The 13407-nt window shown below is 64.2% G+C and carries 13 protein-coding genes and 1 riboswitch; all 13 genes read right to left on the reverse strand.

Annotated features, from left to right (window positions below):
- Positions 1–43: 43 nt before the first annotated feature.
- Positions 44–1498 (reverse strand): cobyric acid synthase, encoded by a 1455-nt coding sequence (locus JAB8_RS14320; RefSeq protein WP_070290207.1) that lies wholly within the window; start codon positions 1496–1498, stop codon positions 44–46.
- Positions 1495–2301 (reverse strand): ABC transporter substrate-binding protein, encoded by an 807-nt coding sequence (locus JAB8_RS14325; RefSeq protein WP_070290209.1) that lies wholly within the window; start codon positions 2299–2301, stop codon positions 1495–1497. The genes JAB8_RS14320 and JAB8_RS14325 overlap by 4 nt, the downstream gene beginning before the upstream one ends.
- Complete coding sequence (locus JAB8_RS14330; protein ID WP_070290212.1) at positions 2298–3209, reverse strand: cobalamin-binding protein; 912 nt, start codon at positions 3207–3209, stop codon at positions 2298–2300. The genes JAB8_RS14325 and JAB8_RS14330 overlap by 4 nt, the downstream gene beginning before the upstream one ends.
- Positions 3206–4192 (reverse strand): threonine-phosphate decarboxylase CobD, encoded by a 987-nt coding sequence (gene cobD / locus JAB8_RS14335; protein ID WP_070290214.1) that lies wholly within the window; start codon positions 4190–4192, stop codon positions 3206–3208. The genes JAB8_RS14330 and cobD overlap by 4 nt, the downstream gene beginning before the upstream one ends.
- Positions 4185–5138 (reverse strand): adenosylcobinamide-phosphate synthase CbiB, encoded by a 954-nt coding sequence (gene cbiB / locus JAB8_RS14340; RefSeq protein ID WP_070290217.1) that lies wholly within the window; start codon positions 5136–5138, stop codon positions 4185–4187. Before cbiB ends, cobD begins: the two co-directional genes overlap by 8 nt.
- Complete coding sequence (gene cobU / locus JAB8_RS14345; RefSeq protein WP_070290218.1) at positions 5132–5698, reverse strand: bifunctional adenosylcobinamide kinase/adenosylcobinamide-phosphate guanylyltransferase; 567 nt, start codon at positions 5696–5698, stop codon at positions 5132–5134. Before cobU ends, cbiB begins: the two co-directional genes overlap by 7 nt.
- Positions 5699–5705: 7 nt before the next feature.
- Positions 5706–6338, reverse strand: a complete 633-nt coding sequence (gene cobO / locus JAB8_RS14350; RefSeq protein ID WP_070219379.1) for a cob(I)yrinic acid a,c-diamide adenosyltransferase — start codon at positions 6336–6338, stop codon at positions 5706–5708.
- A 1-nt stretch (position 6339) separates the two neighbouring features.
- Positions 6340–7107 (reverse strand): ABC transporter ATP-binding protein, encoded by a 768-nt coding sequence (locus JAB8_RS14355; protein ID WP_070290221.1) that lies wholly within the window; start codon positions 7105–7107, stop codon positions 6340–6342.
- Entirely contained in the window at positions 7104–8129 is a 1026-nt protein-coding gene (locus tag JAB8_RS14360; protein ID WP_070290224.1) for an iron ABC transporter permease, read from the reverse strand. Before JAB8_RS14360 ends, JAB8_RS14355 begins: the two co-directional genes overlap by 4 nt.
- Positions 8130–8209: 80 nt before the next feature.
- Positions 8210–10078 carry a TonB-dependent receptor gene (locus tag JAB8_RS14365; RefSeq protein ID WP_070290227.1) on the reverse strand — a complete coding sequence of 623 codons (1869 nt, stop codon included), beginning with the start codon at positions 10076–10078 and terminating at the stop codon, positions 8210–8212.
- 126 nt (positions 10079–10204) lie between these two features.
- Positions 10205–10447, reverse strand: a riboswitch (cobalamin riboswitch).
- Between the two features lie 44 nt (positions 10448–10491).
- Positions 10492–11046 (reverse strand): histidine phosphatase family protein, encoded by a 555-nt coding sequence (locus tag JAB8_RS14370; RefSeq protein WP_070290230.1) that lies wholly within the window; start codon positions 11044–11046, stop codon positions 10492–10494.
- A gap of 4 nt (positions 11047–11050) precedes the next feature.
- Positions 11051–11857: an adenosylcobinamide-GDP ribazoletransferase gene (locus JAB8_RS14375; protein ID WP_070219384.1), complete on the reverse strand. Its 807-nt coding sequence runs from the start codon at positions 11855–11857 to the stop codon at positions 11051–11053.
- A 4-nt stretch (positions 11858–11861) separates the two neighbouring features.
- A complete protein-coding gene (gene cobT / locus JAB8_RS14380; RefSeq protein ID WP_070219385.1) occupies positions 11862–12902 on the reverse strand; it encodes a nicotinate-nucleotide--dimethylbenzimidazole phosphoribosyltransferase in 1041 nt (346 codons plus the stop codon).
- Between the last annotated feature and the right edge of the window lie 505 nt (positions 12903–13407).

Raw genomic sequence — 13407 nt, forward strand, 5'->3', positions numbered from 1 at the left:
AAGCAGGTCGGGTTAGCCGGTACGGCGTAACCCGACATCACCATCAGCGTGGCATTCGTTCCAGCGCATCCATCAACGGCATCGCCGCATCGGCAATCCGCTCCAGGCTCGCTTCGCGCAGGGCGGCGGTGTCCACCGTGTGGCCGGAGTCCAGCCCCGCCCAGCGCAGCAGCGCCGCACACGCGGCGGGCGTGTCGAACATGCCGTGCAAGTAGCTGCCGAGGATTTGCCCGTCGCCCGATACGGCGCCTTCCGGCCGCCCGTCGATGACGAAAGCCGGCTGCGCCAGCGCCGCGCCATGCGACATGCCCATGTGGATTTCATAGCCTGACACGGGCGCTTCGGCCGCGCCGGCAAACGCGCAATGGCCGGCGACTTGCTGCAGGCGTTTTTCCGCTGTCAGCTCCGTCACCAGGTCGAGCAGGCCCAGTGCGATTGACTCTCCAGCCGCGCCTTCCACGCCCAGCGGATCGCGCACGCTTTGCCCCAGCATCTGGAAGCCACCGCAAATGCCGAGCACCTTGCCGCCGTAGCGCAGGTGTTTCGCCAGGTAGGCGGGCCAGCCCTGCTGCTGCAGCCAGGCCAGGTCGCCGCGCGTGTTCTTGCTGCCGGGCAGGATCACCAGGTCGGCCGCTGGAATCGGCTGCCCTTGCTGGATGAATTGCAGGTCGATGCCGGGGTGGGCGCGCAGCGCGTCGACATCCGTGTGGTTGCTGATGCGCGGCAGTTGCGGCACCACCACCTTGAAGGCGCCCCGTTCGGCTTGCGTCGTTTCGACGGCGTCTTCCGCATCGAGGAACAGGCCTTGCAGGTAGGGCAGCACGGCCAGCACGGGCTTGCCCGTCTGCTGTTCCAGCCACTCGATGCCGGGCGCAAGCAGCGAGATGTCGCCGCGGAAGCGGTTGATGACGAAGCCGACGATGCGTGCCCGTTCGCTGTCGGACAAACACGCCAGGGTGCCGATGATGTGGGCGAAGACGCCGCCCCGGTCGATGTCGGCCACCAGGATCACGGGGCAGTCGACGGCTTCGGCAAAGCCCATGTTGGCGATGTCGCGCGCGCGCAGATTGACTTCGGCGGGGCTGCCCGCGCCTTCGACGATGACGGCGTCGTATTGCTGGCGCAAGCGCGTAAAGGATTCCAGCACGGCGCCCATCGCGATGGTCTTATATTGCTGGTAGTCGCGCGCATCCATCTCGGCGCGCACCTTACCGTGGATGATCACTTGCGCGCCCGTGTTCGACGACGGTTTCAAGAGCACCGGATTCATGTCCGTGTGCGGCGCGATGCCGCAGGCCAGCGCCTGCAAGGCCTGGGCGCGGCCGATCTCGCCGCCGTCGCTCGTCACCGCGCTGTTCAAGGCCATGTTTTGCGGCTTGAACGGCGCTACCGTCACGCCACGCCGTTTCAATAAGCGGCACAGGGCCGCGACGACGGTGCTCTTGCCCGCGTCGGATGTCGTGCCCTGCACCATCAGGACGGGGAAGGGGCTCTTCATGTCTGCTGCTCCTGAAGATGTTGCCAGCGCGCGATGATGTCGCTGATCTGGCGCAGCCCTTCGGTAATCGCCGCCGGGCCGGGCGACAGGATGTCGGGGGACTTGATCTCGAACAGCATCTGGTTTTTCACGGCGGGAATCGCATCCCAGCCCGGGCGCGCCGCCAGTTGCGTGGGCTGGAACTTCTTGCCGCACCAGCTGGCGAGGATGATGTCGGGCGCGCGTGCGACTACGTCACGGGAATCGGCGATGATGCGTTCCTTTGCGCCGGGCTGCCGGGACAATTCCGGGAAGGCGTCCGTGCCGCCGGCGATGGCGATCAGTTCCGCCGCCCAGCCGATACCGCTCATCAGGGGATCGTTCCACTCCTCAAAGTAAATCACGGGCTTGCGCGTCCACGACATTGCGCGGGCCTGTGCGGCGGCGATGTCCGCGCGCAGGCTGGCGATCAGCAATTTGCCCGCTTCCTCGCGCTGCACCAGCGCGGCCAGCACGGCGATCATGCGCAGGATGCCGTCGACCGTGCGCTGGTTGAACTGGTGTACTTCGATGCCGGCCTTGACCAGGTCGCGGCAGATATCGGCCTGCATGTCGCAAAAGCCGATCACGAGATCCGGCTCCACTGCCAGGATGCGTTCCAGGTTCGTGGATGAAAAGCCGCTGATCTTGGTTTTTTCCTCGCGCGCCCGTGGCGGGCGCACGGTGAAGCCAGAGATCCCCGCGATGACGTCCTCTGCGCCCAGCGCGTACAGCGTTTCCACGGCTTCCGTCGACAGACAGGCGATGCGCTGGTAGTGACTCATTGAACCGCCTTGGCTGCGGGAGCGCTGCGGCGCTGGCGAGCCACTTCCAGCTGTTCGCACATGGCGGCCGTGCCTTCGATCATGCGCGGGCCGGCGCGGTTGAGCAGGTCGCCATTCAGGCGGAACAGGTTATTTTTGCGCACGGCCGTCATCGACGGGAAGGCGCGCCACATGGCCAGGCCGCCTTCGCTGCGCGGGTCGCTCTTTTCGCTGGTGCCGAAGATGACTTCCGGGTCTTCCTGCAGCACGCCTTCCGGCGTGACGACGGGCGCCACCACCTTCATCGCGGCGAACACATTCTGGCCGCCGCACACGCGCATCGAATCGCTGATGATGCTCGCGCCGCTCAAGGTATATAGAGGTTTGTCCCATACCTGGTAAAACACGCGCACGGGCGGGCGCTGCGCGTATTGCGCCGTCAAGCTGGCCAGTTTGGCGCGCAGCTGGGCGGCGGCCGGTCTGGCGATTTTTTCCGTGCCCATCAGCTGGCCCAGGCGCTCCATGCTGTCGGGGATATCGGCCAGCTTGCGCGGCTCGCTGTGATAGATGGGCACCTTCAGCTGGCGCAGCATGGCGATCTGGCGCTCGGCGCTGCCATGCATCCACACGACGATCAGGTCCGGCTTCATGGCGATGATGCGTTCCATGTCGTACTGGCGGTTGTCGCCCACCTGAGGCAGTTTTTTGGCCGCTTCCGGGTAGTCGCTGTAGCTGACGACGCCGGCGATCTTGTCGCCGCCGCCGGCCGCGAACAGCAGTTCCGTGACGTGCGGCGCCAGCGCCAGGATGCGCTGTGCCGGCTTTGCCACGGTGACGGTATTGCCGTCGTCGTCGCGCACGGTGATGGCGGCATGCGTTTGCAGCGAGACCAGTCCGGCCAGCAGCAGCGATATTTTCAGGATTTTCATGTGTGCTTCCATGCGGTGAGGGCCTGCTGCAGGCGCAGCCAGGCATGTTCGTCGGGGGGCAGGCCCAGGCGGATGCCGTGGGCGGCGTGGCGGAACAGGCGCACCCAGATGCCCGATTCCGCCATATGGCGCCAGAGCGCCTCGGCGCGTGCTTCCGGCCACCATTGAAACAGCGCCGTGCCGTTGCTGGCGATGCCGTGCGCCGCCAATAACTGGTGCAGGCGGGCGCCTTCGCCGCGGAGGCGCTCGCGCATGGCTTCCTGCCAGCGCGTGTCGTTCAGGGCGGCCAGCGCCGTTTGCTGCGCCGGGCCGTTGACGGTCCACGGACCCAGCATGTCGGCTAGCTGTGCCAGCAGCGCGGGATGGGCGGCGACAAAGCCCAGGCGCAGGCCCGCCAGGCCAAAGAATTTGCCTAACGAGCGCAGCACGATCAGGCCTGGCCGATGCGCATGGGGACCCAGGCTAGCGTGGGACTCCGTGTCGCCAAACGCTTCATCGACCACCAGCCAGCCGCCGCGCGCGGCCAGCTTGCCGGCCCACTCCAGCAGCAGTTCCGGTGCGATGCGTTCGCCCGTGGGATTGTTCGGGTTGCAGACGACCAGCACGTCGCAGTGGTCGACGGCATCGGCCAGCAGCGCATACGGCACTTGCCGCAACTGGTGGCCGTGCTGGCCCCAGTGGTGCGCATGTTCCGCATACGACGGCGCGGCCACTGCCACGCGCGACGGTGCGCGCAGCCGGGGCAGGGCCTGGATGGCGGCTTGCGTGCCTGCCACGGGCAGCATGGCCGGCGCGTCGTAATACGCGCAGGCGGCGGCCGCCAGCGCGGGATCGGCTTCCGGCAGCCGGTGCCAGGCGTTGGCGTCGGGTGCTGGCGCCGCATACCAGTGCGGATTGATGCCGGTCGACAGGTCGATCCAGTCGGCGATCGGCCGGCCGTATTCGCGCGCCGCGTCGCGCAGGTTGCCGCCATGTTCAAGCAAGATAGGTCTCCCGCAGGTAAGACAGGCCCGCCAGTAGCGCCACCCAGATCAGCCACAAGACAGCCGTTTCGGCGACCAGGCGCCAGGCGCGGTCGATGTCGCGCGCTTCGGCGGGACGGCCGGCGCCCAAAGGCGGGCGGCGTTCCAGCTCGCCGTCATAGATGGCGTCGCCGCCCAGGGCCAGGCCCAGGGCGCCGGCGCCGCTGGCCATCACGGGCCCCGCATTCGGGCTGCCCCAATTGGGCGCCTGCGTGCGCCAGCAGTGCCATGCGTTTTTTTTGTCCGCCATGCTCTTGCCCAGCAAGACATAGGACAAGGCCGTCAGACGCGCCGGCAGGTAATTGAGGATGTCGTCGAAGCGCGCGGCGCAGCAGCCGAACCAGTCGTAGCGCGCATTGCGGTAGCCCCACATGGCGTCGAGGGTATTGGCCAGCCTGAAAAGCACGGCGCCGGGGCCGCCCGCCACGGCAAACCAGAACAGGGTGCCGAAGACGGCGTCGTTGCCGTTTTCCAGCAGGGATTCCGTGCTGGCCTTGGCCAGGCTGGCCGCATCGGCATTGGCCGTGTCGCGGCTGACGATGCGCGCCGTCAGCAAGCGCGCGTTGTCCAGGTCATCGATGGCCAGGGCGTCGGCAATCGGTTGATTGTGGTCGCGCAGGCTGCGCAGGCCCAGGCACAGATACAGCAGGAAGACGTGCAAGGCCGCCCCGGCCAGGCCGCACAGCCACCAGGCGGCATAGCTGATTGGCAGCACGGCCAGCGACCAGGCCAGCGCGCCGCGCAGGAAACGCCCACGGCCCCGGTTCAGCAGGCGTTCGAGCGCGCTGGCGAGGCGGCCAAAACCCACCAGCGGATGCCAGCGGCGCGTTTCTCCCAGCAGCATGTCGAGCAGCACGCCGGCCGCCATCAAGGCGGCCAGCATGGGCAGCGACAGGCCGCTCAGCATGGGCCGCCTTTCAGGTACAGCGGCAAGCCGGCGGCAACAAAGACAGCCTTGTCGCACACGGCGGCCACGGCCTGGTTCAAGCGGCCCGCTTCATCGGTGAAGCAGCGCGAGATGGCGCCGTAGGGGACGATGCCCATGCCCACTTCATTCGAGACGAGCACGAGGTCGCAGCCGGTGTCTTCGATTTCGGCCAGCGCGTACAGCAGATGCGCGCGCTCGCTGTGGAACAGTTCGGGCAGGGCCAGGTCGCCCACGTCCGGATACGTCGCGCCGCCGGAAAACATCAGATTCGTCAGCCACAAAGTCAGGCAGTCGACCAGCAGCAGCCTGCCGGGCCGTGCTTGCCGCAGGATGGTGTCGCCCAGGCGCAGCGGTTCTTCGATAGTCACCCACCCGGCCGGGCGTTGCGCACGGTGATGCGTGATGCGCGTGGCCATCTCGTCATCGCCCGCCTGCGCGGTGGCGATGTAGAGCACTTCCTTGCCGGACTCGCGGGCCAGCTTTTCGGCATAGGCGCTCTTGCCGGAGCGGGCGCCGCCGAAGACCAGGGTGCGCGTCATGGCGCTGTTACCACTCGGTGCCGATTTGTGCGCCGATGCCGGCCGCGTACGCATGCTTGACGACGGCCATTTCGGTGACGGTGTCGGCGATGGCGATCAATTCGTCCGGCGCGCCGCGGCCCGTGATGACCACGTGCTGCATGGCCGGGCGTTCCAGCAGGTCGGCGATGACTTTATGCACGTCGAGGTAGTTGTACTTGAGGGCGATATTGAGTTCGTCGAACAGCACCAAGCCGTAGCTGGGGTCGGCCAGGAAGGTTTTCGCCTGCTCCCATGCCAGTTCGGCTTTTTCGATGTCGCGTTCGCGGTTCTGCGTTTCCCAGGTATAGCCTTCGCCCATCGCATGAAAACTGATTTCATCGGGGAAGCGGCGCAGGAATTTTTCTTCGCCCGTCGACATGGCGCCCTTGATGAACTGCACCACGCCCACTTTCATGCCGTGGCCCATGGCGCGGATGGCCATGCCGAAGCCGCTCGAACTCTTGCCCTTGCCGTTGCCCGTGTTGACGATGATGATGCCGATTTCCTTGTCGGCCTTGGCGATGGCCGCGTCGATGATGGCCTTTTTTCTCTCCATGCGCACGCGGTGGCGTTCGTTGATTGCGGCTGTTTCTACGTCGATAGGTTTGTTGTCGCTCATGTCAGTCCTCTTTCGGTATGAATATCTTGCGTTTGCCGTGATCGATGATCTCGATAGGGTGGCCCAGGTAGTCGCCCAGGATGGAGGCCTGCATCACCTCGGCCACAGGGCCGGCCAGCCAGCCGCCGTCGCCCATCAGCAGCAGCGCATGGGTCGAGACGCTGTGCGCCAGGTTCAGGTCATGGCCTACCATGACCACGGTTTTATTCTGTTCGCGGCACAGCTTGGCCAGCAGGCCCATGACGCTGACCTGGTGCGCCAGGTCCAGCGCGTTGGCCGGTTCATCCAGCAGCAGCAGGGGCGTGTCCTGTGCCAGCATGGCGGCGATCGCCACGCGCTGGCGTTCGCCGCCGGACAGGCTGCGCACGTCGCGCTCGGCCAGGTGGTCCACTTCCATCGAGGCCAGTGCCGCCAGGGCGATGCGCTGGTCGTCGCTGCCTTCCCAGTAATGGTTGTCGTGATACGGGTGGCGCGCCGACAGCACGGTTTCGATGACGCGGTACGAGAACGCGTCGTGCCGCGCCTGCGCGAGGAAGGCCCGTTCGCGCGCCAGTGCTTCCAGTGGCCAGTCGATCAGGGCGCGGCCCTGTATCGTCACGTGGCCGGCATCTGGTTCGCGCAAGCCGGCCAGGGTGCGCAGCAAAGTACTTTTGCCGGCGCCGTTGCGGCCGATGACACTCCAGCATTCACCGTCTTTTATCTGCCAGGTGAGGTTTTCCACGAGGGAGCGCGTGCCCGCCTTCAGGCCCAGTTGGTAGGTGCGTATCATGTGCGGCGCAATCGATGGAGCTGGTACAGGAAGACGGGCGCACCGATCATGGCCGTCACCACGCCGACGGGCAACTGCAATGGCGCCAGCACGGTGCGCGCCAGCGTATCTGCCAGTACCAGGAAGGTGCCGCCGGCCAGCGCGGCGGCCGGTATCAGCAGGCGGTGATCGGGGCCGCAGGCGAAGCGCAGCGCGTGCGGCACGATAAGTCCCACGAAGCCCACGCTGCCGGCGCTGGTGACGGCGCTGGCCGTGAGCAGGCCGGAACAGAAAAACAGGCCCTTGCGCAGGGCGCCCACGCGTACGCCCAGGGTGCTGGCCGCTTCCGCGTGCAGGGCCATGACGTTGAGCGAACGCGCGCAGCGCAGCGCAAAGACCATGGCGCCGGCCAACACCAGCCAGGGCATCAGCCGCGCGGGCGCGCCGGACAGGTCGCCGATCATCCAGAACACCATGCTGCGCAAGCGGCTTTCCGGGGCGATGGAGAGCATCAGGGTGACGATGGCCATGCAGGCCGAGGCCAGGATCACGCCCGTCAGCAGCAACAGCGAGGCGCCGCCTTCGGCCGCCGTGCCGCCGCGCAGGTCGCGCCGGGCAAAGAAGTACAGCAGCATGGACACGCCGACGGCGCCGGCGAAGGCGGCCGCGTCGACGACCCACAGCGCGCACATGAACAGCAGCGCGGCCAGCGCGCCGACGGAGGCGCCGGCGGAAATGCCCAGCACGTAAGGATCGGCCAGGGGATTGCGCAGCAGCGCCTGCATCATCAGGCCCGCCAGCGACAGCGCCGCGCCGGTGACAAAGGCGGTCAGCGCGCGGCCCAGGCGCAGGTCGAGCAGGGTGGCGGCGAGGGTATCGGTCTTGCCCTGCACGACATGGAACAGGGCGGAAGGCAAGTCGGCGAGCGGAATCGCGATCGAACCGATCATGCCGGAGAAAATCAGGCTGGCAATCGCGCACGCGATCAATACCGTGATGATCACGGTGGCGCGGTGGCGCATATTGCGGAAGAATGGGTGCATGTACTGCCTTAAAATCGGGAACCGCATCTGCGGGCGATGGCGGCATGCCATCGCCCGCAGCTTACATCATTACATCATGCTTATTTCATGCCGTAGCGTACGCCAACGAAGAGGTTCGAGCCTGGCGTTGCGTAGAAGCGGCCCAGTTCGTAGTCCTTGTTGGTGATGTTGTTCCAGCGTGCCAGCACCGACCAGTCACGCGCGAACTGGTAGGTGGTGTACAGGTTCAGCAAGCCATAGCCACCGAGCGTGGTTTTGTTGGCGGCATCTTCAAAACGCTTGCCAGACAACTGCCACTCCGTACCAGCGGTCAAAGGACCGGTCGTGTAATCGACGCTGAAATTGGCATGCTTTTTCGCGCGGCGTGCCAGTTGCTTGTCCGTGGTTTCATTGCGCGGATCTTGCAGGTCGATATTGCCGCTGACGTTGAAGGCGCCGAATTTGCGCGCGCCAGCCAGTGTCACTCCCTCGAGCAGGGCTTTGTCGACGTTCATGCTGCAGCCATAGCCTGGCTTCCAGCCGATTACCGGGCAAGTTGACACGTAGGTGAGCATGTCGGTGATCTTGTTATGGTAGTAGATCGCGCTCAGTTGCGATTGGCCGTCGTTGTAATGCAAGCCAATTTCAGCGTTGCGGCCTTTTTCCGGCTTGTTCGTCGGGATGCCGGAGTCAGGGTAGTAAAGATCGTTGAAGGTTGGTGCGCGGAAACTGGTGCCATAGCTGGCGTTGGCGCGCAAGGCGTTGCTGAAACGATAGCCGTAGGCGACGCTACCCGTGTTGTGCGTACCGTACGCCGAGCTGTCGTCGCGACGGCCGCTGATGCTGGCCAGGTGGGCGCCGCGCACCAGGTTGTACGATGCAGCGAACGATTTGGTATTGCGGCCGCCGGACAGGCCCTTGGCCGAGCTCACGACGTCTTCATCACGGTATTCGCCCAGCAATTGCAGGGTGTCACGGCCAATGAGAATATCGTTTTGCCAGCTGATGTCGCTTTGTTTGGTGTCGAACTGGCTTCGGCCGAAGGCGCCGGTGGCGGACACCGAGGTTTGTTTGTCCTTTGCCTGGGCGTAGCGCAGCTCACTGGTCCAGTTCGGCAAGAACTGGTTCTTCGTGAAAACCGAAATGTTTTCCAGCTTATTGTCGTTGCGTGCGTCGAAGTTCAAGCCCGAATCGTACTGCGCATCCAGTTTGCTGTTCAGGAAAGTCAGGCCGACTTCATGGCCCTTGGCCATCTGGTAACCGAACTGGCCGCTGACGCTTTCCTTGTCGTAGCCGTCTTTATCCGGATTGTAGGTATACGTCGAGGCACCCAGCTTGGAGGCGGAAAAGCCATCCGATTTTTCCTTGCCTGCGGTCAGCGCGTAGCTGAAGCTGTTGTTGCCACCAGTAGAGCCGGCAACGCTGGCTTCCGCCTGGCGCGTGTTGTAGCGGCCGTAGCCAGCGAAGGCGGAGAAGCGCGCCGCGCCATCGCCTTTCTTGGTAAAGATCTGGATCACACCACCGACGGCATCGGCACCATACATGGTGCTCAGTGGACCGTAGACGATTTCAACGTGGTCGATGCTCGACAAAGGCAGGGCGCTCCAGTTGGCTGTGCCCGAAGTGGCGGAGCCGATGCGCACGCCGTCGACCAGCACGATATTCTGGTTGCTGTTCGCGCCGCGAATGAAGACGCTCGAATTGGTGCCTGGGCCGCCACTGCGATTGACTTCGATGCCGCGCTGTTTTTGCAGCAGGTCGATCAGCGTACCGGCGCCGGAACGCGCGATGTCTTCCGCGCTGATGGTCTGCGTATCGCTCAATACTTCGCTCAGGTGCTGCGGGTAGCGGTTGGCGGTGACGACGATCGGATCGAAGGTATCTGGCGTGGCTTGGGCGAAAGCGGCAGGCGCGGCAATGGCTAGCGCGAGCGACGTGAGCGTCGCGCGGCAGGAAACAGCATGGGTCATGATAATTTTCAGTAAGTAATATGCAACCAGCCGACGTCCCCGTAGGCCAGATTGAACAGAAGTGGGAACTGAGATTGACGATCGAAGATGGCCATCGGCCATTCGGATCGCGAACATCCCCGTTCGCACACTTCCACCTGTCCTGGCCGGTATCCGGGCTGGCAAGTACGGCTATCCCACCTTCCCATGCTCGATGATTGCAAGCACAGTGGTTGTCAGAGATAGCTTGTCGTCCGCTTCCTGTAGAGAGGGGCGACACTTGCTTACCGTTGCGGGGGCAGCACACGTTCGCCGCGGTTACGGCATCGTGTTTCCCGTTTAACTGCGCTCATGGACATGAGCGCGGGCACCAAAACCCCGCCATTATACGTGCAGCAGGCGGGGACTGAAATGGCCGGCTGGACGATTCGATATCAGAAATCGATGATGACCGTCGCACCATAGGCGATTTTATGGGCGGAATGGGCGGCCAGCAGGGCCGTTTCTTCCAATGGCAGCCGCGCTTGCAATGCTGACAGCAGGCGGATGGTGCCTGCATGGCAGATGATGACCGCCGTTTCGTGTTGTTCGCGCAACAGATCGCCTAAAAACGCATCGACGCGGGCAGCCATCGCCAGCACATTATCGCCGCCGCCGGGGCGGTACCAGGCCAGGTCGGCGGCCCAGGCATCGATGTCCGCGCGCGCAATCGCGTGCCATGGCTGCATTTCCCAGGTGCCGAAATCCATTTCGGCCAGCCGGGCATCAAAGTGTAATTCGCTCGCGGGCAGATCCTGCGCCAGGGCCGTTGCCAGGCCGGCGCAGCGGCGCAGCGGACTGGCGTAGAGCGGCACACCGGGTGGCAAGGTCGCTTGCAGGCTGGCGCGCGCGGCGGCCATTTCATGCGGCGCCACCGCCACGTCGCTGCGGCCATAGCAGGTGCCGCTGGTCACCTGCGGCGCGGGGTGGCGAACGAGAATCAGGCGCATGGTGTCAATAGAAGCGTGTTGGCGGCTGAAAGCTGGAGAGAATGGCCAAGTAAATCGCCACTTCGGCCAGTTGCTGCACGGCGCCCAGGCAGTCGCCCGTATAGCCTTGCAGGCGGCGCTGGCATTTGCGGCCCAGCCAGAATGCGGCAGCTGCCGCCGCGACGATGGCAAAGACCAGCGCCGCCCAGTCAACTATCCCCAGCGCGCCGCAGGCGATGGCAGGCAGCAGGGCGCAGACGGCGGCGATGATGAATTCCCCCGTCGTCATTTCCTGCGCCATCGGTTTGGCCTTGCCTTCGTCGCGCGCATAGTCCATGAGCCAGATCAGCGAGACGGCGGCCAGGCGCGAGAGCGGATGGGCGATGAACAGGGTCGCCACCACGGAGGCAGGCGGCAGCGAGGCGAGTGCGGAGCACTTGATGGCCAGCAGACTGAGGATGCCGATGGCGCCATACGCGCCGATGCGTGAATCCTTCATGATTTCCAGCACCCGCTCGCGCGTCAGGCCGCCGCCGAAGCCGTCGCACATGTCGGCAAAACCGTCTTCATGGAAGGCGCCCGTCAGGTAGATACCGGCGGCGACGGCCAGCAGCACGGTCACCGCCGAAGGCAGGAGCCAGCTGGCCAGCAGATACACGGCGCCGCTGATGGCCGCCACCACCACGCCGACCAGTGGAAAGTAGCGCGAGGCGTGTTGCAGCCAGGCCGGCTCGAAACCCACCCAGCGGGGGATCGGCAGGCGCGTGAAGAACTGCAGCGCGATAAAGAACAGGCGGCACTGATGGACTGCGGCGGAAACGGGGTTGCTCATGATCTTAGTCTGGCGTGGACTTTTCGCTGACCTGGGCCGAGGCGAACGTGGCCATCTCGCGCATGAAGTTGACGGCCGCGTGCAGCAGCGGCAAGGCCAGCGCCGATCCCGTGCCTTCACCGAGGCGCAAATCGAGGTGCAGCAGCGGACGCGCTCCGAGGCTGGCCAGCAGTTGGCGATGGCCGTTTTCATCGGAGCAGTGCGAAAATACGCAGTAATCGAGGATGGCTGGCTGCAAACGGGCCGCCACCAGCAGGGCGCTGCTGACGATGAAGCCGTCGATCAGCAGAATCATGCGCCGTTCGGCTGCCTTGAGCATGGCGCCGGCCATCATGGCGATCTCGAAACCGCCAAAGGTAGCCAGCACGTCGAGCGGCTCATGGATTGCCGCATGATGGGCGACAGCCGCCTCGATCACCTGCTGCTTGTGTAATACCCCTTCCTTGGACAGGCCCGTGCCGGCACCGACGCAGTCGGCAACCGGCGTTTGCGTCAGCTTGTGCATCAGTGCGGCAGCGGCAGTGGTGTTGCCGATGCCCATTTCGCCAAAGCCCAGCACATTGCCGTCCAAGGTGGCGGCCAGGTCCATGCCCGCCTGCATGGCGGCCAGGCATTGTTCCTGGCTCATGGCGGGTTCCTTGGCAAAGTTGCGGGTGCCGGGAGCTTGCTTGCGGTCCAGCAGGCCGTCGCGCGGGCCGAAATCGTGGTTCACGCCGGCGTCTACTACATAGAGGGCGCACTCGCTCTGACGGGCAAAGACATTGATGGCGGCGCCGTTGCCGAGGAAGTTCTCCACCATTTGCCAGGTCACGCTTTGCGGATAGGCGGAAATGCCTTCGGCGACGACACCATGGTCGGCCGCGAAAACGATGATGGCCGGCTGGCGCAAGGCCAGTTGCGTGCTTTGCTGGATCAGGCCGATCTGGCGCGCCAGGGTTTCCAGCATGCCGAGACTGCCCAGCGGCTTGGTCTTGCTATTGATGGCGTGTTCGAGGGCGTTGGCCAGGGCGGAATTGGCGGTGGGGACGATGTGTGGGATAGGCATGGAAGTCAATGTGATGGGGCAGGGGATTGTCGGCACTACGATATCACACAGCAATATTTGCCCAGCTGCAAATTAGCGCTTGCGGGTCGCGCGGCGCAGGGCTATAATTCGCCCCCTCGCTGAACGACGCATGCAAATGCTGAGTACGGTGAGAAAAAGAAGGAGTTGACGGATGTAGTAAAATGCTTCATACTCTTCCTTCTTCGCAGCTGACAAACACAACGCTTTGTCGATAGCGCGAAAGCAGTACCGAATACAGTTCTTTAACAATTAACAGTCGATAAGTGTGGGCATTTGATGTAAGTGCAGCGTCAATCTTCGGATTGGCGTCTAACTTAAAATATCAAATGTTCACAAGAAATAATGAAATAGGCGCTACGAAAGTAGTGGCCTGTCAGTTTTTTGAGTGAGCGACCCGTCAGCAAGACGGTGCCTGTAAAACGGCAAAGTAACAGAGATTAAACTGAAGAGTTTGATCCTGGCTCAGATTGAACGCTGGCGGCAT

This window comes from Janthinobacterium sp. HH106 (assembly GCF_001758725.1).
Taxonomy (GTDB): Bacteria; Pseudomonadota; Gammaproteobacteria; order Burkholderiales; family Burkholderiaceae_D; genus Janthinobacterium.